The sequence below is a fragment of the Pseudomonas sp. FBCC-B1667 genome, from assembly GCF_059133255.1.
Map to the genome: position 1 here is coordinate 503,271 of NZ_CP101437.1, position 20,609 is coordinate 523,879.

The 20,609-nt window shown below is 53.2% G+C and carries 14 protein-coding genes and 2 pseudogenes; 14 read left to right on the forward strand and 2 right to left on the reverse strand.

The features are described from left to right. Positions 1 to 3: 3 nt before the first annotated feature. From NL116_RS02135 to NL116_RS02155, 5 genes are all read left to right on the forward strand, one after another. Complete coding sequence (locus tag NL116_RS02135; protein WP_494375825.1) at positions 4 to 4,464, forward strand: SpvB/TcaC N-terminal domain-containing protein; 4,461 nt, start codon at positions 4 to 6, stop codon at positions 4,462 to 4,464. Next, positions 4,461 to 7,400 carry an RHS repeat-associated core domain-containing protein gene (locus NL116_RS02140; RefSeq protein WP_494375826.1) on the forward strand — a complete coding sequence of 980 codons (2,940 nt, stop codon included), beginning with the start codon at positions 4,461 to 4,463 and terminating at the stop codon, positions 7,398 to 7,400. The genes NL116_RS02135 and NL116_RS02140 overlap by 4 nt, the downstream gene beginning before the upstream one ends. A 233-nt stretch (positions 7,401 to 7,633) precedes the next feature. Beyond that, positions 7,634 to 8,062: a hypothetical protein gene (locus tag NL116_RS02145; RefSeq protein WP_494375827.1), complete on the forward strand. Its 429-nt coding sequence runs from the start codon at positions 7,634 to 7,636 to the stop codon at positions 8,060 to 8,062. Positions 8,063 to 8,202: 140 nt separating this feature from the next. Next, positions 8,203 to 8,748: a glycoside hydrolase family 19 protein gene (locus tag NL116_RS02150; protein ID WP_494375828.1), complete on the forward strand. Its 546-nt coding sequence runs from the start codon at positions 8,203 to 8,205 to the stop codon at positions 8,746 to 8,748. Continuing rightward, a complete protein-coding gene (locus NL116_RS02155; RefSeq protein WP_494375829.1) occupies positions 8,748 to 9,263 on the forward strand; it encodes a hypothetical protein in 516 nt (171 codons plus the stop codon). Before NL116_RS02150 ends, NL116_RS02155 begins: the two co-directional genes overlap by 1 nt. Before the next feature lie 131 nt (positions 9,264 to 9,394). Here the strand turns inward: NL116_RS02155 and NL116_RS02160 are convergent. Then, a pseudogene (locus NL116_RS02160) lies at positions 9,395 to 10,223 on the reverse strand (IS5 family transposase); the annotation flags it as partial. Positions 10,224 to 10,850: 627 nt separating this feature from the next. On the opposite strand from NL116_RS02160, the gene NL116_RS02165 reads away from it, so the two are divergent. The 8 genes and pseudogenes from NL116_RS02165 to NL116_RS02200 form a co-directional block, all read left to right on the forward strand. After that, positions 10,851 to 11,666: an iron-containing redox enzyme family protein gene (locus NL116_RS02165; RefSeq protein WP_494375830.1), complete on the forward strand. Its 816-nt coding sequence runs from the start codon at positions 10,851 to 10,853 to the stop codon at positions 11,664 to 11,666. Positions 11,667 to 11,710: 44 nt separating this feature from the next. Continuing rightward, positions 11,711 to 11,878: a rubredoxin gene (locus NL116_RS02170; protein ID WP_494375831.1), complete on the forward strand. Its 168-nt coding sequence runs from the start codon at positions 11,711 to 11,713 to the stop codon at positions 11,876 to 11,878. Beyond that, the gene (locus NL116_RS02175; protein WP_494375832.1) at positions 11,879 to 12,496 is read left to right on the forward strand and encodes a LysE family translocator; all 618 of its coding nucleotides are present in this window, start codon (positions 11,879 to 11,881) and stop codon (positions 12,494 to 12,496) included. An 11-nt stretch (positions 12,497 to 12,507) separates the two neighbouring features. Further along, positions 12,508 to 13,395 (forward strand): hypothetical protein, encoded by an 888-nt coding sequence (locus tag NL116_RS02180; protein WP_494375833.1) that lies wholly within the window; start codon positions 12,508 to 12,510, stop codon positions 13,393 to 13,395. Beyond that, entirely contained in the window at positions 13,370 to 14,623 is a 1,254-nt protein-coding gene (locus NL116_RS02185; RefSeq protein ID WP_494375834.1) for an ATP-grasp domain-containing protein, read from the forward strand. Before NL116_RS02180 ends, NL116_RS02185 begins: the two co-directional genes overlap by 26 nt. After that, on the forward strand, positions 14,607 to 15,251 hold the full coding sequence (locus NL116_RS02190; RefSeq protein WP_494375835.1) for a substrate-binding periplasmic protein: 645 nt from the start codon (positions 14,607 to 14,609) through the stop codon (positions 15,249 to 15,251). Before NL116_RS02185 ends, NL116_RS02190 begins: the two co-directional genes overlap by 17 nt. A gap of 425 nt (positions 15,252 to 15,676) precedes the next feature. After that, positions 15,677 to 16,529, forward strand: a protein-coding gene (locus NL116_RS02195; RefSeq protein ID WP_494375836.1) for an IS5 family transposase whose coding sequence is annotated in 2 segments (ribosomal slippage) — positions 15,677 to 16,030 and positions 16,032 to 16,529 — 852 coding nt in all. Because the reading frame shifts where the segments join, the coding sequence is not laid out codon by codon here. A gap of 171 nt (positions 16,530 to 16,700) precedes the next feature. Further along, positions 16,701 to 16,883 (forward strand): annotated as a pseudogene (locus NL116_RS02200) (DUF4113 domain-containing protein); the annotation flags it as partial. Positions 16,884 to 16,968: 85 nt separating this feature from the next. On the opposite strand, the gene NL116_RS02205 reads toward NL116_RS02200, so the two are convergent. Beyond that, positions 16,969 to 17,514 carry a recombinase family protein gene (locus NL116_RS02205; protein ID WP_494375837.1) on the reverse strand — a complete coding sequence of 182 codons (546 nt, stop codon included), beginning with the start codon at positions 17,512 to 17,514 and terminating at the stop codon, positions 16,969 to 16,971. Positions 17,515 to 17,635: 121 nt separating this feature from the next. Between NL116_RS02205 and NL116_RS02210 the strand changes: the two genes are divergently transcribed. Beyond that, complete coding sequence (locus NL116_RS02210; protein WP_494375838.1) at positions 17,636 to 20,605, forward strand: Tn3 family transposase; 2,970 nt, start codon at positions 17,636 to 17,638, stop codon at positions 20,603 to 20,605. Positions 20,606 to 20,609 lie beyond the last annotated feature (4 nt).

Consider the following 20,609-nt stretch of genomic DNA (forward strand, 5'->3'; position numbering starts at 1 on the left):
GGAATGGCAAGCTTTTCTGTCCCGCTACCGATTTCACCGGGACGCGGTTATGCCCCAGGCCTGGGATTGAGTTACAGCAGCGGTGCGGGCAACAGCGAGTTCTCCGTAGGCTGGGGGCTGTCGACGCTGGCGATTCGTCGACGCACCAGCAGCGGCGTGCCTTTGTATGAAACGGAGGATATTTATCTGGCGCCCAGTGGCGACGTCATGGTGCCGGAACGTGATGAGCACAATCAGGTGGTATCGAGCACCACCTCCACCTACGGTGACCTGGCGCTGGATCAGTCGTACACCGTGACACGCTACTTCCCGTGCATCGAAGGCGACTTCTCACGGTTCGAGCGCTGGAGTCCGGCGGACCGTTCTGGAGATTTTTGGCTGATTCACTCGCCCAGTGGCGAATTGCTTTGCCTGGGTAAATCGACGCAGGCGCGGATTGCTGATCCAGACGATGCCAGTCGTATCGGCGCCTGGTTGGTGGAAGAGTCGGTGACCCTGACGGGTGAGCACATCGCCTATAGCTACAGTGCTGAAAATACCGAGGGTGTCGTACTGACGGGCTCCGAACAGACCCGACGGCACACGGCCAATCGTTACTTGAGGAAGGTCGAGTACGGCAATGTGAGCGGGTACGCGCCGCTGTACGCCTGGCAGCGCTTCGCCGAGGCGGACGCCCCCGATTGGCTATTCAGTCTGGTGCTTGATTACGGTGAGCGCACTCTGGATCCGTTGTTGCCTCCCACCCATGCGCCAGTTCAGTCCTGGCAGTGCCGAGAGGATTCGTTCTCCGATTACTCATTTGGTTTTGAGGTCCGAACCCACCGCTTATGCCATCAAGTGTTGATGTTCCATCACTTCCCTGAGGAATTGCAGGACAGTGCGACGCTGGTCTCGCGCTTGTTACTTTCTTACCTTCAGACACCTCAGATGTCGCAGCTGATATCGGTTGAAACCCTGGCGTACGAACGTGATGGTGCGGTGCAATCCATTCCGCCGCTGGATCTGGCGTATAGCGCTTTTACCAACGATTTCAACGCGGCGAATTACACCGCGCTGCCGGCTTTTCCTGCGCTCAATGATGGCCATCGCTACCAGATGGTGGACTTGTATGGCGAGGGTGTTCCCGGGGTCCTCTACCGCGCCGGCAATGACTGGCGTTATCGAGCGCCAATGCGTGGCAGTGAGCATGCCAATGCCGTGGACTATGCCCCGTGGCAGCCTCTGCCACAGCTTCCATCGCTGCTTCCGCTGCAAGGCGAGCGGCAAGTGCTGATGGATTTGACCGGCGATAGTCGTCTGGACTGGTTGCTCGTTCAGCCTGGCCTGGCCGGATACTTCAGTCTGAGTGAAGATCGAAGCTGGTCCGGTTTTGTGCCTTACCCGGTGTTTCCCTCGGAGTTCCTGCACCCGAACGCGCAATTGGCCGAGCTGGTCGGTACCGGTCTTTCCGACCTGGTGCTGATTGGACCAAAAAGCGTGCGGCTATACGGTAATCGGCGCGAAGACGGCTTCAGCGTCGGCCAGGATGTCGCCCATACCAGTCATGATCGTTTACCCCTGCAGGCGGGTGACAGTGCGGCCCTGGTCGCTTTCAGCGATGTACTCGGATCGGGGCAACAGCATCTGGTCCAGATCCGCCATAACCTGGTGACCTGTTGGCCCAACTTGGGCCGTGGCGCATTTGGCCAGCCGATTATCCTGAGTTCCTTGCCCTTCGATGTGCAGCGCTTCAACCCTGACCGGGTATTTCTTGCCGATCTGGACGGCTCCGGCGCGGCTGATCTGATTTATGCCGAATCCGATTATTTTCTAATCTTCATGAACCAGTCCGGCAACGGCTTCAGCTCAACCCCGCGGATCCTGCCAATGCCATCCGGGGTGCGCTTTGACGCCCTGGATCAGGTCAGTTTCGCTGATCTGAACGGCAGTGGTTCGGCTAGCCTGCTGCTCAGTGTTTCGCACATGCAGCCTCGGCATTGGTGTTACAACTTCGCCCCGCAAAAGCCCTATCTGTTAACCCGCTACGACAACAATATGGGCATGCTCGGCCGCCTGGACTATTGCAGCTCAGCCCAAGAGTGGCTGGATGAAAAGCAGTCGACTCCCTTGAGTGTGTGCGAACTGCCGTTCGCCATGCAGCTGGTACGCGCCGTGACCTCGGTAGATGAAATCAATGGCAATCAGCTGACGCAACAATATCGCTATCGGCGTGGGGTGTATGACGGTCGGGAGCGTGAGTTCCGTGGCTTCGGTTTTGTACAGCACCTGGATACACAGGCGCATTCCATTGCCACTGCTTCCGAAGTGCCATTGACGCCACCGAGCCTGACCCGAGTGTGGTACCACACCGGTCAAGAGGGGTGTGAGCTGCGCCCTGGCATGCCCGCTTTCAACGATCCCAAGGCGTTCCCGCTCGGTCCGACTCGATTCTCTCGGTTCAATAGCCGCACGAAGGACGATGAATTGCTGCCGGTCAGCCATGAGGTAACCCGCTATCAGCTCTATCGCGCACTCAAGGGCGCGGTCATGCGCGAAGAAGTGTATGGCGTTGACGCAAGTGCGCTGGAGGCGGTCCCCTATAGCGTGCAGACTCGGCGCTCACAAGTGCGTTTGCTGCAGCCGCTATCGCCCATGGGGTGGTGCGTAGTCTTGCCGTCCGCTCTGGAAAACTTGAGTGTTATTTACGAGCGCATCGAGGCCGATCCCCAAGTGCAGCAGCAAGTCACGTTGCAGTTGGACGAGTTCGCTACGTCACTTTGGAGTGTGGTAGTCAGTTATCCTCGCCGTCCGCAGCCTGGCACCAACCCCTATCCCGCGGCTGTGGCAGAAAGCGTGTGGCGTAGCTCCTACGACGAAGGGCAAGAGCCCCTTCGGCTGACGGAAGCGCGCAATAGTGTTTATCACTTGATCGAGCCTACGCAGTGGCGACTGGGCCTGCCGTATCAGCAGCGGCAAAACATGCTGGCCTATCGCGCCGACTACGACTGCTATCCACTGGCCACCTATGGACTGAGCTACGAGGCGCTGCGTGAACCCGATGGTCTGTTGGGCGTTGGCCAAAGCCGCGTATTCATGGGGCAAACGTTGACCTTCTACATGGATGCGTCGGGCAGCAGTGCAGTGGCAGACGGGACACCGCCGCCGCCCCTGGCGCTGGTCCATCATGAGGAACATGCCGAACTCGATGATCAATCCCTCGAGGCGTACGAGGGGCTGCCTGACATTGACCAGTTGTTGGCCACGGCGGGTTATCTCAAACGAGCCAAAATTCTGAGTGTCGGCATGGACGCTGGTACGACCGTCTGGGTTATTCCGAGCGGCCTCAGTACCTATGTCGAAGCGGGAAGCTGGTTACCTTTCTGCCGGCCACGCACCACCCAAAGTACCTCCCTTGTTGCACCGCAACGCTTCACGTATGACGTTTACTCGTGCGCCGTGCTGAGTGTCACCGATGGCCTGGGTAGTCGCGTGACGTCCAGTATCGATTACCGCTTTTTGCAGCCCTGGAAAGTCATCGACGCCAACGAGAATACCCAGGAAGTGCTATTTGATGCGCTGGGGCGCGTCCTGGCCAACTCAACCTATGGGAGGGAGCTGGATGAAAACGGCGCGCCAGTGGACGCGGGTTTTCCGCCATTATCAGCCTTTGACGCTCATACGGCGGCACTGGCCTCGATCCCGGCGGCCCTGAGTGATCCTGCTGGCGCGGTTCAAGAGAGCGCCGGGGTCTATCTATATGACCTTCATTGCTGGATGGGTTCTTCCCCAAGGTCGTCATTGCTTGAACTCTTCGGTGCACAAGAGTCTCAAGCTTGCCTGAGCGCCATGCGCTCTCACCATCTGGTCGATGAGGCAGGTCGGCTTCGCGGGCGTGCTTATACGTGGGCGACAAGCAGCGTATCGTTGGCCGGCGTTCCAGATAGCGTGAAGGCATTGGTCAAGCGCACGGTGCGTAGCCCCGTGCAAGTCGCGGCTCTGATTCCGGATCAAGCCCCTGGTGCGTTGGACGCGGCACAGATCCAGATCGGTTTGTCCTCCAACGATGGTTTTGGTCGCCAGCTCCAGGCGAAACAAAAGTGTCCGCCGGGGATGGCCTATGTGGTCGATGCCGATGGCGAACTGATCATGGACGGCGATCGGCCCCTGGAACAGGACACCGGTAGTGCGCCGCGCTGGGCGGTATCGGGGCGGGTCGAGTATGACAATAAAGGTCAGACCATTCGCACGTACCAGCCATACTTCATCAATGAGCCCATTCACGTGAAGGAACCACAGATTCAGACTTGGGGTTATGCCGACACTCATTATTACGACCCGCTGGGCCGCGAGTTTGCGGTGGTATCGGCCTTGGGGCATCTGCGCCGGTCCAGCGCCTATCCATGGTTTACCGTCGTCGAAGACGAAAACGACACGTTGCACGAAGTCATCAACCCCGAAGAGGCACTCATCGGAGCCTTCCAATGACCACACTTTCCAATATAACCACTGCCGGCCTCTGCGCCGGCACTCCCACCGTACAGGTGCTGGATAACCGCGGACTCAATGTGCGAGTCCTGCAGTTCAACCGTAACGCCGTCGGCGAAGTCGCGGTGCGCAGGGTCACTCAACAACATTACGGCCTGCGAGGTGAACTGCTGAGCAGCATCGATCCGCGTTTGTTTGACGAACAGCAACTGGATTCAACGGCCATGCCCAACTTCCGTTACCAGTCGTCCTTGTCCGGACAAGTGCTACGCACCTTGAGTCAGGATGCTGGCGAAGAGGTCTGCCTGTTCGACATCGAGCAAGGGGTTTGCTGGCGCAGCAATGGTCGTGCGCAAACCTGGTTGAGCTATGACCTGTTGCACCGCGTGAGTTCGACGGTGGAACAACTCGGGACGGCCCCGACCCGCATCAGCGAACGCTATGTCTACGGTGAAAACCTACCCGATGCAGAACTGGCCAATAGTCGCGGCCAATTGGTGCGCCATTACGACACCGCCGGTCTGAGTGAAACCTCACGCTTCAATACCAGCGCACAGCCGCTTCAGCAGGTGCGTCAATTGCTGCAGGATTCTTTGGCAGACAGCGATTGGCAGGGGAGCGAAGCGCAATGGCAGGTTCGACTGGACCCCGAGCGCTATCTCACGCGCCAGGACTACGATGCACTGGGCAATACAGTGTCGAGCGTCGATGCCAAGGGCAATGTGCAGCGGCACCGGCACGACGTAGCTGGCCAGTTGGCCAGCACTGGCCTGACACTGGCGGGCGAGGCGGGCGGGCGCCCGATCCTCAGTTCGATCAGCTACAGCGCCGCCGGCCAGGTGCTGCGTGAAGTGGCGGGCAATGGCGTGATCACCGATTACACCTACGAGCCCCAAACCCAGCGTCTGAGTCGATTGCTGGCCACCCGCCCGGCCCAAAGTGGGCGCGAGAGCCTGTTGCAGGACCTTAATTACAGCTATGACCCGGTGGGCAATATCCTGTCGATCAGCAACGCGGCGCTGTCGACCCGTTTCCACCAGAACCAGCGTATCGAGCCCGCCAACCACTATCACTACGATGCGCTGTACCAGTTGCTCAGTGCCAGCGGCCGGGAAAACGCCAGCGCCGGACAACAGGGGCCATCGTTGCCCATGGCCGATGTACCGATCAGTGCTGATCCGAATCAGTACAGTAATTACACGCGGCACTACACCTACGATCGTGGCGGCAACCTAACGCAGATTCAGCATCAGGGGCGTCTGGGCTATACCCTTGACACAGTGATGTCTCCCTCATCCAATCACGGTGTGCGACAGACCGGGCATGTATTGCCGGACGATGTTGAGGGCTTCTTCGATGCCTGCGGCAATCTTCAACAACTGGCCCCCGGCCAGCCGCTGCTGTGGGATGGGCGTAACCAGCTGCAACAAGTGACCCAGGTGGTGCGCAGCGGCCCGGACGATGACCTCGAACGCTACCAGTACGACGGTGGGGGCGCTCGGGTACGCAAAACCACGGTCACGCAAACGAGCGGCACCCAGCGAAGTGCCGAGGTGATCTACCTGCCCGGGCTGGAGCTACGCCGCACGCTGCGCACGACGGCGGGCGGGAGTGCGCTTGAGGAGGAGCTGCACGTGATCAGCGTAGGCGGCGCCGGCCGGCAGCAAGTACGGGTACTGCACTGGGAGACCGGACGGCCGAGCGACATGCCCAATGACCAGTTGCGCGGCAGTCTGGACAATCAAATTGGTTCCAGCGTGCTGGAGCTGGATCAGCAGGCCAACGTATTGACCCTGGAAGAATACTTTCCCTATGGCGGCACGGCGGTGTGGTCAGGCAAAACGGCGAGTGAAACCCAGTACAAGTTTGTGCGTTATTCGGGCAAGGAGCGTGATGCTACAGGTTTGTATTACTACGGTTTCCGGTATTACGCACCGTGGCTGGGGCGTTGGATCAATCCGGATCCGGGGGGGACGGTGGATGGGCTGAACTTGTATCGGATGGTCAGGAATAACCCGATTGTTTTTTTGGATTCAGACGGTCTAGCACCAGACACACTGGTTGTATTTACTCAGAAAGAAAAGAAGATAGAAAACGTGACAAAGGTTGCTCGAGTGTTCTTCAAACAGAAGGAAATCAAGCCGCGACTAATTGATGATCTAATTCCCTACAATGAAATTGCTAAGCGCACTGCCGCGATTACTGCTTATCCTGATTCCATGAACCTCGTGTTGATTGGTCATGGTGGTTACGCAGGCCATCTCGGCATGGGGGATGATTACGCCTATAACTTGAATAAGTTGGGTCTGCCTACGCAACTTACCTCGAAGGTGGGGCAGATATATATAATGAATTGTTTCGCTGGTAACTCAGTCAAAAGCATCGCAGAAAAAACACTGGCCAAAGGAGAGGGGAAATGGGAGTCGCTAGAATCAGTGTCCGGAAACTTGTTTTATAATACATGGAGTAATCCAGGGGCAATTATTCTAAGGCAGGGGATTAATGGTGCTGAAGACTCGAGCCAAAAAGGCAATTGGAGGGGCTTGGCGGCTACTGCACTAGGGCGCGAGCCCGGCTCCGGAAGAACTATTGATGACCTTGGATTAAAAGCGGCTAAGCAATTTGAGGCCAGGTCAATTCTTTCGCCAGAAAGTTTTCATCGAACGTACAACGTGCAAAGCCAAACGGCAGCCTTGTCCTATGCATCGTCGGTGCGCGACCCTAATTACGCTTCATTGACCGCGAAGGCTTTGGCTCAACCAGTTGAGGTCGATCCGGAAGAACCAACACCCTTGGCGCCCGTTCCTGTGGAAACTGCGCGGCCTGTCGTGCATCAAGTACAAATTGGCTTCAATCGCGGTCCTTCGAGACCCGCTGGCACTCGCCAAGGAGGTGCACGTGGAGCGACAAGTCATTCGAGAAGCCGACAGATGTAGTAGTTTCCGTTCGTGAACATCGTTCTCTCGACGGTTTAATAACATCTGCTCCTGATCACTGTGATCCACCGTAAGTGAAGGAGCAACGACTCGGTTCACACAACTGGGCAGTTTGTAAAATAGAAGTTGTTCATGCGGTGGCAGCCTTACGCTGTCACCGCTTCACGCTGTGTGCTGACTAAATTGTCTGATTTCAGACGCTTACTGTGCTCTGTGTCTCAGGTGTTTTATAAATGCTTGGGTTTATGGAGTGGCCGTTCTTCGGTTGTTTGCTATCGGAATTTCAGGAGGTTGCGATGTCGATGAGCAGTGATAGGGCTCGACAGTTTCTGGGTTATGGATTGGTTGCGTTGGCTATCGTTGGGGTAAGTTTTGGCTGTGCATTCTATTTTAAAGAGGTGGAAGCGAAGTGTGAATATCTCAGTGTTTTAAGAGAGGCGCAGTTGAAAGTCGAGCGCGATGAATCCGTATTGAACGATGCTCAGGCTTTGCTGCTAAAGATAAATTCAATAAAAAGTGACGCTGAATGGTACTTTGAATATGCGCCTATTGTTGCAGAGCTGCAAGGCTTCCTTGATGACGCTTTTTTGAATGTTTATGAGCGCAGAATGCTGATTGGTAGCAGGGTTCAAGCTGTTTTGACCTATCCATTTTGTAATTGAGTTATTCGTTATTTTTGCAATATAAACTCTATTGGCAGCGCTCAGTTTTTACTGCGCAACATTTTTTCCTTCAACATATATGCCTGGCACCCTCTGCCTGGGGGGAACTGTAATTTATAATATTTTCGAAAGGTTGGAATATGCTGGTTTTCGAGAAACAACTGCTGCAAATTCTGCCGGCCTCCGGGGCTCGAGCAGGTGTCTTTGCTCCATTGCTCGATGTCGCGATGGGTCGTTATCAGATCACTACGAAAAGCAGGATCGCTGCATTCATCGCTCAAGTGGGGCATGAATCAGGACAATTGCGTTACCTGCGCGAGTTAGGCAATGAGGCTTACTTGAGTAAATACGACACGGGACCATTGGCGGCACGCCTTGGCAATACTCCGCACGCTGACGGTGACGGGCAAAAATACCGTGGCCGTGGGCTTATTCAAATTACGGGACGCAGCAACTATCAGCGGTGTGGCTATGCCCTGGAGCTCGATCTGATCAATCATCCAGAGTGGCTTGAGCAACCTGAACACGCCTGCCTTAGCGCAGCCTGGTTCTGGCACAGCAACGGGCTGAATGGTTTGGCGGACGATCAGGCTTTTGAATCCATCACTCGCCGTATCAATGGCGGGCTCAATGGGCAGGCCGATCGATTGGCTTTGTATCGTGTGGCAATGCAGGTACTGAAGTGATGACGCTGGGTTGGCGGATGGTCGGCATGGCGGCACTCGTCAGTCTTGGAGCGTGCGGCGCATGGGAATGGCAAGCCATTCGCTATGCGGCTGAAATTTCCCACATCAGGGCGCGAGCCGCCACCGATGAAGCGCAACGCGCCAGAGCAGCCAACGAAGCCATCATCCTGGAGCAGCATCGTAATAGACAATTGACCCAGGCAATCACCCAGCTGGAGCAGCAACGCTATCAGGAGATTCAGCATGTTCAAGACACCGCTCAGCGCCTCACTCTTGAGCTCTCTGCTGCTCGCCAGCGGTTGTCAGTCCGCATCGCCGGTCCGGTATGTGACGGTGGAATGCAGCCCGCCTCCAGCAGTCGCGCCCTGGGCGATGCAACCTACACCACCGAACTTCATCCAGCGGTTGCAGCAGATCTTGCCGCCCTTGCCGCGGACGCCGACGAGTGCGCAGTGAAACTGGCTTATCTACAGCAGCGAGAGAGGCTTTTCGAGAAAAGGCGGGCTCATGAATAGGCCTGCGTTTTAAGCATTGAACCCATCATCATGTTGTTGAATCTGTCAGTAAACACCACAATCACAGTCCGGATTAATTTTGCCTTTTCGACATGATCGAATTGAGGGTTTTTGACCTCGATCAAGACATGTCGTAAACACCGCATGGCACAAGCCAGTGAGACCATCGCCGCATAACTTTTCGCAAGCTTGTCAAAGCGCGTAACGATGCGGCGACTCTCCTTCAGCCAGCCAAACATACGCTCGATGATGTTGCGCTGCCGATACTTGGGGCGGTCAAACAGTCTCGGTAAACCCGGCTTGGGTTTGTGCTTCATGCTGCGCAGTGGGATTACCGGTTGCATCCGGTAGCGGTCGCAGTAACGACGCAGGGCTTCGGCGTCATAGCCCTTGTCGGCCAACAACCAACGGCAGCGTTTGCGGGGACGACCGTGCAAGCTTTGGATGTAAGCGCCATCCAGCAACGGTTGGGCATAGGCGATGTCGCTGGCTTGCCCGCCCGACAGTAGAAAACTCAGCGGTACTCCATTGGCGTCGCACAGCATGTGGATCTTCGTCGTCAGACCGCCCCGGCTACGTCCGAGCGCATGATCTTGCGGTTCTTCAGGCCCCTTTTTTCCCTGCACCAGAAGAGGCCCGGGTTACGCGTACCGCTGTGGAGTCAATCATCCAGGTATCCAGATCGATTAACCCCTGCTCGTTCAACCTGGTGTGAAGCCGCTTGAGCATCAGGTTGAATGCCCCGCGATTACGCCAATCTCGAAACCGCTGATAGACCGTGGACCATGGGCCAAAGTACTCGGGCATATCGCGCCAGGCGGCTCCCAAGCAGAGCACCCAGAGTATGCCGTTTAGCATCAGGCGATCATCTGCGCGAGGCCGGCCGTTTCGACGACTTTCCATAAAGAGATCAGCGACCAAATCCCAGGCCGCATCGGAGAGTTCATACCGCTTTGCCATCCATGGACTCCTTTCCTTCGATGACTGCGAACTCTACCGAATCTCAGCTCCCAAGAGCCCTCTGTGAGATTTCAAGAGATTTCGTACAGAACCTAATCCACACCACCTGACGGGAAAAGCGAACTCTAACCATGCCTTACGTTGGTTTTCGGTTCCGTTGCTCCCCGAACCCCGGGTCAAACATCGCGACTTTGATATCCAGTTCGACCAGCGCAGCCAGGCCGTCGATGGACTTTCGAAAGTCCACCGGTTTGGGTAGAGGTACACTTTTTCAACACTGGCATTGGGGCGCATCATCGTGATGGGCTCCTGATGGAAATCGAGAGCACAGCATCCGTTGTCAGCTATTCGCTTGGAATGTGGGGTTCGTGGAGCGGATATGTTTTGCGCGCAATCCGTAACGATTAGTTACCAGAAATTTTTGATTATCGGATTCAGCTTTGTTCATGAGTGGGAGGCTCTAGCTCAATCGCTTCAGACGAAGGTGTGCAACTCGGGCATCCAAGGCATTACGTGTTTGTAGAAAATAATGTTGACATTTTTTTTGGTGGATTGAATATCTCTCCGGCGCAGGATAGCGCAACAAGGATCGATAAAAAACAAAATTAAGGATAAACGGAGAGTCTGATGAGCATTCAGGAAGCGTTTAATGTAAGGGCAAATGAGCAAGCGTTACGCGATACCAAACACGATGCCACTTACAATAATATTGCCTCATCCATCGTTCGACATAAGGCAATTAAGGAACTTGATCGATTTGGCCAGATTCTGGCGGCTAAACCCCTAGATCATGAAGGATTAGCGATATTCTTCGGAACTGTGTGGGCATTCTTCAAAGACGTACCCGCGGGTATTATTGCGTTGGCCGCCAGGGTCACTGATGAGTGGATCAAAGAAGATACCTGGAACGGTACAGCCAAAGCAGCACATATTCTCTACGCTTCAGTAGATGAATACGGGTTGCATCAACACAGCAAACACATGCTGCCAACCCATCATCAAATGTTCAAAGAGCTTACGTCCCATTTAGACCTTTCTGACGCTGATCTTTTTGATCCGAAACACATTTTGCCGGAAGGCGTCGCGATGGGTAATAACACTCACCGAATGTACCGTTCGGAGTTCCTTGGAGAAGCTTTAGGTTTTCATCTTGCGTCAGAAATGACCTCATCCAGGGAGTTTCAGTACTTTCTTGAGGGTTTCCAGAAGTACTCCAGTGAATATGGTCTGAAGGATCAGGACGATCCGGTACTGGCCTTTTTTGCAATTCATTGCGATGTGGAGCCCATGCACGTGGCAACCGGACGGGACATACTTGTTTCCTATCTGGAGAAAAATGAAAACATCGGTCCGCAAGCTTTACGAGGGGCGATGGCTTTCATGGATGGATTTGAGCAAATGTTTGCCGCATTGAACAAGCGCTTGAGTGCATCCATTCAGTGAGTTTTAAGCGGGCCTGCGGCCCGCTTTCTTAACAGGGATTAGTTATGTCAAACGAGTATGAGTGCCAACTCTGTCATTACACCTATTCTGAAAGTGACGGTGAGCCATTGGAGAACATTGAAGCAGGAACTAAATGGGAAGACGTGACTGAGGACTTTAGATGTCCCCATTGTCGTGCGAAGAAAAAAATATTCAAGGAAGTCGGAAAGTAAGTGCATGATTTTCAGCAGTCCCTGCTGTTTTCGATGGTGCTGTCGATTTCATTCGGGCCGATTGCCTTAATTATTTTGAGGCAATCAATTTTGTATGGCCGAATGGGTGCATTGCCTAGTGCGTTGGGCGCTACTGTTGCTGATGTTCTATATGCTGCAATTGCATTAATCGGCGCTGCATTTGTCAATGTACTTGTGTATGAATACCGGCATTTTTTGATCGTTGCGTCTGTAGTTTATCTGTTCTATTTGGGTGTTAAGATGTTCGGGTATGCAGATCCTGATATATCAGTTTCGCAGAAGGCTGGGTTTATTTCTGTCTTCGCTTTGACGATGACTAACCCACTGACCTTTGTTGCGATTACGTCTTACGTTTTTGCCAATCATTCGGGTGGGGCGGCGGTCAATATGCCTGCCTTTATTTCAGGCTTTTTTATTGGTAGTTTCGCCTGTCAAATGGTATATGCATTAGGCGGTGATGTTGTCGGTAAAATGTTGTCGGGTAGAGTGAGTTTTCGAATATTAAATTGTCTGAGCGGCTTTTATTTGATTGCATTCTCTATATGGAAATTACACCATTTTATTAAGGACGAAGGGTTTTTATGGGGAATGGGTTGATCTATGGGTGCTTGCTGATTCTGAGTCACAATATTCTTGCTGGATGGCAGGATGTCTATCGTTCATCTACGTTCATGAATCATGATGTGTTTCTGATGACATCACTATCGATGTTGCTGACAGCAACGTTTTTTATGATGGTCGCGCGTTTCAAAATATCAAAGGCAAGGCTGGAGATCCGCCATTTGCTGTATCTAAATATCTGGACTGCTGGTAGTTGGGGAGGGATTTTTCTGGCTATTTCACTGCTGCCTCCAGCAATGGTGATAGGTGTGGCAACTTCATTGGCTCCGACATTAACTTTCTGTATTAACAAAATATATCGGCCTGACTCAAAAAGTGATCGCGGCGACATGCTGGTCTGTCTGCTTTCGCTATTGATAATGCTTCTATTATTCTACGATGGCTTTCGTGTGGGTTCAGGGATAGCGCCTTTCGTTATGGCTCTAGGGCTTTGCATTTCGGTGTTTGCAGCATTTTCGGATGCTGCGCTTACCGTTACCAATAAGTCGATGTACGATAAAGGTGCGAATACACTAACTATCCTTTCTTCTAGGTTTTACCTGCTTATTGCAATTGCATTTGCTTGCTCGTTGGTCAAGGGTACGTTTGCCCTAAATATTGAAATTTTTGAAGTGGCGTTGATAATCTCCGGGCTCGGGATAATACCCGCAGTGTATTTACTCCAGGAGGGTATTAGATATCTGGAGCCGGTGCTTTTAGAGATTTTGTTGTCGAGTACGCCACTGTTCGTACTTTTATTTCAATGGCTACAACATCCCCATCCACCATCGTTAATAACGGTTTTTTGTTGCTTTTCAATAGTCATGATTTCTGTCATTCAGATCATCAGGAATGTGAGGGCTGTCGGTTATGCGAAAATTAGCTGCGATAGTTGATGCTTATTCTACAGGCAGTTTGCTATCGGCGGAATTTGAAGAATATGGATATAAGATAGTCCATGTTCAGTCAATGGATCCTATTCTGGAGTTTGATCGCGGAAGTTTCAGGCCCGAAAATTTTATTGCGAACATAATTTCGGAAAGTGTAGAGCAGACTGCGTTGGAATTGGAGCGACTGGGCGTTGAGTTTATCGTGGCAGGTTGTGAATCAGGGGTGCTGCTGGCGGATACGCTGATAGATATACTTGGCTTGCAGGGTAATGTTATTGAAAAGTCTGAGTGTCGCAGAAACAAGTATCTTATGCAGTCCGCTTTGAAGTGCGCGGGTGTTGAGCATATAGAAAGCTTTCAAACAGACACCCCCGGTGCTGCAATAAGTTGGTTCGAAGCTAGTGGTTTTTCGGTGGTTGTTGTAAAGCCATTAGATAGCGCAGGCTCAGATGGGGTCTTCTTTTGTAATACTGCATCCGAGATTTCGTCGGCGTTTCGGTGTTTGTTGAATAAAGTGAACTCGATGGGCTCATTGAACACAACTCTAATCGTTCAGGAGAAGTTGATTGGTGTTCAGTACATCGTAAATATGGTCAGTTGTGAAGGTGAGCATTTTGTCTCGGATGTCTGGAAGGAATGTCGTGTTGAAGATCAGCTTCATGGCTACCTTGGCGATAAGGAGTACCTTCTTGATTTTAACGTGGTGTGTGCGGAAGGTGAACTATTAGTAAGTTATGCTAGGCAGTGCCTTGATGCATTGGGAGTTGTTCATGGGCCCTCTCATGTTGAGGTTATGTGGTGTTTGAGAAGAAACGCCCCGGTGCTGATTGAATTGGGCGCGCGGATGCAGGGTTCTATTTGCCATAGTGCGGTATTGAAGTCGGTAGGCCATAGTCATGTTACTTTAACTGCGTTGGCTTATATCAGCCCTCAGAAATTTAAAAACCAAATGCGAAGCTTTTTCGGCAACAAACTAAAATGTCTTGCAGTATTGATGAGATGTCCTCGTGATCTTCAAGTGCAGGATGATAGTTACTTGAATGCCGTACGGGCATTGCCGACCTATGTCGATGAACTTCATTTGCCAAGAAAAGGGTCTGAGTTGGTCAAGACTATCAGTATGGAAACCTGCCCCGGCATTGTTTATTTTGCCAGTGAGAGCGCTGAAAAACTTGAATGCGATTATGATAAATTTAAATCGTTAGAGGGTGCGATGTATGACGCGGGGTGCTAAATATCTTATAGGTTATGACTCGGAGAATATCCCGCTCACCTTCGTTCGCAATGGAGTGGGCTGTGGGTTTGAGTTAGACTATTTACATGCGGTGTGTAGGGTCGCCGAACTGGATTGCCAATTTATCCCGATGAAGTGGAGTGAGCTTTTTCAGTCATTAGACGCTGGAAAAGTGCATGCGATATTTTCCAGTATTTCTAAAACGACTGAAAGATCGATGATGTACAATTTCACGACACCATATTTTAATTCGCCAGAAGCAATTGTTTATAAGAGGCGATTAAATGGCTTTAGTAGAGTTCGTTCAATTGGTGTTTTAGCTGGTTCAAATCATTGTGCATATGCGCAGTCAGAGCTTAATACGCTCAAGGTTTATGAGTTTTTGGATCTTGAAGCGTTATCTGCTGGGCTCCATGATGAATCAATAGACAGTTTGCTTGTGGGGGTTGATATTGCAAATCTGCTAATTGATGAGTTCTCGGCACTCGAATTAAAGCTGCATGATGAATTGATCATTGCACCTGAGTTTTTTGGTGCGGGGTCGAGTGTCGTAGTTAAAAAATCTGAAAATATCCTGTTGGACTCTCTCGATCACGGGATATCAAAAATTGGAAATATGTTGTTTTAGCTCTTCGGGTTGTATATCAATCGACGTAGCGATGAGTACTGAACGTATCCGCTCCACGAACCCCACATTCCAAGCGAATAGCTGACAACGGATGCTGTGCTCTCGATTTCCATCAGGAGCCCATCACGATGATGCGCCCCAATGCCAGTGTTGAAAAAGTGTACCTCTACCCAAACCGGTGGACTTTCGAAAGTCCATCGACGGCCTGGCTGCGCTGGTCGAACTGGATATCAAAGTCGCGATGTTTGACCCGGGGTTCGGGGAGCAACGGAACCGAAAACCAACGTAAGGCATGGTTAGAGTTCGCTTTTCCCGTCAGGTGGTGTGGATTAGGTTCTGTACGAAATCTCTTGAAATCTCACAGAGGGCTCTTGGGAGCTGAGATTCGGTAGAGTTCGCAGTCATCGAAGGAAAGGAGTCCATGGATGGCAAAGCGGTATGAACTCTCCGATGCGGCCTGGGATTTGGTCGCTGATCTCTTTATGGAAAGTCGTCGAAACGGCCGGCCTCGCGCAGATGATCGCCTGATGCTAAACGGCATACTCTGGGTGCTCTGCTTGGGAGCCGCCTGGCGCGATATGCCCGAGTACTTTGGCCCATGGTCCACGGTCTATCAGCGGTTTCGAGATTGGCGTAATCGCGGGGCATTCAACCTGATGCTCAAGCGGCTTCACACCAGGTTGAACGAGCAGGGGTTAATCGATCTGGATACCTGGATGATTGACTCCACAGCGGTACGCGTAACCCGGGCCTCTTCTGGTGCAGGGAAAAAAGGGGCCTGAAGAACCGCAAGATCATGCGCTCGGACGTAGCCGGGGCGGTCTGACGACGAAGATCCACATGCTGTGCGACGCCAATGGAGTACCGCTGAGTTTTCTACTGTCGGGCGGGCAAGCCAGCGACATCGCCTATGCCCAACCGTTGCTGGATGGCGCTTACATCCAAAGCTTGCACGGTCGTCCCCGCAAACGCTGCCGTTGGTTGTTGGCCGACAAGGGCTATGACGCCGAAGCCCTGCGTCGTTACTGCGACCGCTTCCGGATGCAACCGGTAATCCCACTGCGCAGCATGAAGCGCAAACCCAAGCCGGGTTTACCGAGACTGTTTGACCGCCCCAAGTATCGGCAGCGCAACATCATCGAGCGTATGTTTGGCTGGCTGAAGGAGAGTCGCCGCATCGTTACGCGCTTTGACAAGCTTGCGAAAAGTTATGCGGCGATGGTCTCACTGGCTTGTGCCATGCGGTGTTTACGGCATTACTTTTCGTACAGAGCCTAGCATCGACCGTCGCAGTGAATGGTCAGACTTCCGTCTGCTCGGCCATTTCCAAGGCATCACCGACCTCGATTCCCAGGTATCTGACAGTGCTTTCAAGCTTCGTATGACCAAGCAGGAGTTGGACCGCTCTCAGGTTCTTCGTCCTGCGATATTTCAACGAAGCCTTGGTTCTCGCAGCCGGTTGCCACTGAGAAAGTCATGGGTGTTTTGGATGCTATCGATGGCCGGTGGGGCAGGGGGACGATGCGCTTGGACTGTGTCCCGACCGATCCCGATTGGGGCATGCGCTCGGAGATGATGAGTCAAAGTTTCACGACACGGGTTGATCAGCTGTGGACGGTTTATTGCCGGTAGGTCGCTGAAACCCAAGAATGTCTATGAAGGGGCCGCCTCAGAAAACGGAATTTAAAGTACGTTAAGCATGAAGCCGGTCATCAATTCACGATGCCAGCGCTTTGTAGACTGTTGAGCGGCCAATCTTCAGCTGCCTGGCAATCTCCATGGCACCGATCCCCTGATCACGCAGTGCGAGAACTTTAACCTTGTCCACCGTAGGCTTACGGCCAAACTTGACGCCCTTGGCCTTTGCTTCCAAACGGCCTTCGTTGGTACGTTCCAGTATTCGCAGGCGCTCGGCCTGAGCCACGGCTGACAGGATGGTCACCACCATTTTGCCCATGGTTCCCTCTGTGCTGATGCCGTCATCCAAAAAACGGATGGCCACGCCCATGTCGTCGAACTCTTTAATGAGCTGGATCATGTCCGCAGTATCACGACCGAGCCGGTCAAGTTTTTTTACTAAGATCACATCGCCTTCTTCGACCTTGAGCCTAAGCATCTTTAGACCTTCGCGATTCACATGACTGCCCGATACCTTGTCGGTAAAAATCCGGGTTGCCCTGACATTTTCTGCTTTGAGCGCCCTTATCTGTACATCAAGGGACTGTTGGCTGGTGGAGACGCGGGCATAACCAAAAAGTCGCATGGGAAATGTCTCATAAGTCGATTTCTAGATCTTCCGTCTATGAAGTAGCGATAAACGAATTTATAGACGTCTGGGGACGATCACTTTACCGTGTCCACAAACTTATGAGAAAGGAGACTGTATGCCACGTCGTTCGATTCTTTCCGTCGCTGAACGGGAAAGCTTACTGGCGTTGCCAGACTCCAAAGATGACCTGATTCGTCACTACTCTTTCAGCGACGCCGATCTGACCCTCATAGGTCAACGGCGCGGGTCTGCGAATCGGCTGGGCTTCGCTGTACAACTCTGTTACATGCGCTATCCCGGTGTAACACTTGCGGTGGATGAAGAACCCTTCGCGCCATTGCTGCGCCTGGTGGCCACGCAGTTGAAGGTGCCACCTGAAGCATGGGCGGACTATGGGCAACGCGCCGAGACGCGTCGCGAGCACCTATTGGAATTACAAGCGCTTTTTGAGTTTCAGCCATTCACAACACGGCACTATCGTCCCTGTGTCTATAGCTTGGATGCATTGGCATGGCAGTCCGATAAAGGTTTCGTGTTAGCGACGGAATTGGTCGAAGGGTTACGACAAAAGAACATACTGCTTCCATCACTAAGCGTCATCGAACGCATTTGTGCTGAGGCAATCACCCGTGCCAATCGGCGTATTTACGAAACCTTGTCCGAGCCTCTTTCCAATACACACCTCGGTTGCCTCGACGGCCTGCTCAAGCGCCGAGATAAAGGTCAGACCACCTGGTTGGCCTGGCTGCGGCAGTCGCCGGTCAAGCCAAACTCGCTGCACATGCTTGAACATATCGAGCGCCTCAAAGCATGGCAGGCCCTTGATCTGCCCGCAGGCATAGAGCGGCTGGTTCACCAAAACCGCTTGCTCAAGATCGCCCGTGAAGGTGGCCAGATGACTCCTGCTGACTTGGCCAAGTTCGAGCCGCAGCGACGCTACGCCACCCTTGTGGCGCTGGTCATTGAGGGTATGGCCACCGTCACCGACGAAATCATCGACCTGCACGATCGTATCGTGGGCAAGCTGTTTAACGCAGCCAAGAATAAACACCAGAAACAGTTCCAGTCATCCGGTAAAGCGATTAACGCCAAGGTGCGCCTGTATGGACGTATCGGCCAAGTCCTACTGGATGCCAAGCAAAACGGCGGCGATCCGTTTGCTGCCATCGAAGCCGTCATGTCCTGGGATGCTTTTGCCAAGAGCGTCACCGAAGCGCAAAAGCTCGCGCAGCCCGAAGACTTCGATTTCCTGCATCACATTGGTGATAGCTACAACACGCTGCGCCGCTACGCGCCGCAACTCCTCGACGTACTCAAGCTGCGGGCTGCGCCTGCGGCCAAGGACGTGTTCGATGGTATTGAGGTGTTGCGCGCAATGAACATCAACAACGCCCGCAAGGTCCCCATCGATGCCCCAACCAGCTTCATCAAGAAACGCTGGAAAAAACTGGTGATAACTGACGTCGGTATTGACCGATGCTATTATGAGCTGTGCGCGCTGTCGGAACTGAAGAACGCGCTACGTTCCGGCGACATCTGGGTGCAGGGATCACGTCAGTTCAAGGATTTTGAGGACTACCTGGTACCATCCGAAAAATTCACCCGTCTCAAGCAGGCCAGTGAATTACCTCTGGCCGTGACCACCGACTGCGACAAGTACCTGCATGATCGTCTGACTCTGCTGGAAGCGCAGCTTGCCATTGTCAACCGCATGGCGCTGGGCAACGATCTGCCGGATGCCATCATCACCGAGTCCGGCTTGAAGATCACGCCGCTGGATGCGGCAGTGCCAGAGACCGCGCAGGCGCTGATCGACCAAACCGCGATGGCGCTGCCGCACATCAAAATCACCGAATTGTTGTTGGAGGTGGACGAGTGGACGGGGTTCACCCGACACTTCGCGCACCTGAAATCGGGCGACGCAGCCAAAGACAAATACCTGCTGCTGTCCACCCTCTTGGCCGATGCGATCAATCTGGGTCTGACCAAGATGGCCGAGTCTTGCCCTGGCACGACCTACGCCAAACTGTCCTGGCTGCAAGCCTGGCATATCCGTGACGAAACCTATTCGACAGCGCTGGCCGAGCTGGTGAACGCGCAGTTACGGCATCCCTTTGCCGCGCATTGGGGCGATGGCACCACGTCATCGTCAGACGGTCAGAATTTCAAGACGGGAAGCAAAGCCGAGAGCACCGGTCACATCAACCCGAAATATGGCAGCAGTCCAGGGCGAACGTTTTACACACATATTTCTGATCAATACGCGCCATTTCATATCAAGGTAGTCAACGTGGGACTGCGCGACTCAACCTATGTGCTAGACGGCCTGCTGTATCACGAAACCGACCTACGCATTGAGGAACATTACACCGACACAGCAGGCTTCACCGATCACGTCTTCGGTTTGATGCACCTGTTGGGCTTTCGCTTCGCACCGCGTATCCGCGACCTGGGCGATACCAAGCTATTCATCCCCAAGGGGGATATCGCTTATGGCGGGCTTAAGTCGATGATTAGCAAAGACAAGCTGGATATCAAGGCCATTCGTACCCACTGGGATGAAATCCTGCGGCTGGCCACCTCGATCAAGCAAGGTACCGTGACAGCATCGCTGATGCTGAGAAAACTCGGCAGCTATCCGCGCCAAAACGGCTTAGCCGTCGCCCTGCGCGAGTTGGGCCGCATCGAGCGAACATTGTTTATTTTAGACTGGTTGCAAAGCGTTGAGCTGCGCCGCCGCGTGAATGCCGGACTGAACAAGGGCGAAGCGCGAAATGCGCTGGCCAGGGCTGTGTTCTTCAATCGCCTGGGCGAAATCCGTGACCGCAGTTTCGAACAGCAACGTTACCGGGCCAGCGGCCTCAATTTGGTGACGGCTGCAATAGTGCTGTGGAACACCGTTTACCTCGAGCGGTCCGCCAATGCATTGTGCGGACATGGTCGCGCTGTAGATGAATCGCTATTGCAGTACCTGTCGCCGCTGGGCTGGGAGCACATCAACCTGACCGGTGATTACCTGTGGCGCCGCAAGGCCAAGGTCGGCGCGGGAAAATTCAGACCGTTACGACGACTGCAAATGGCTTAGCGTA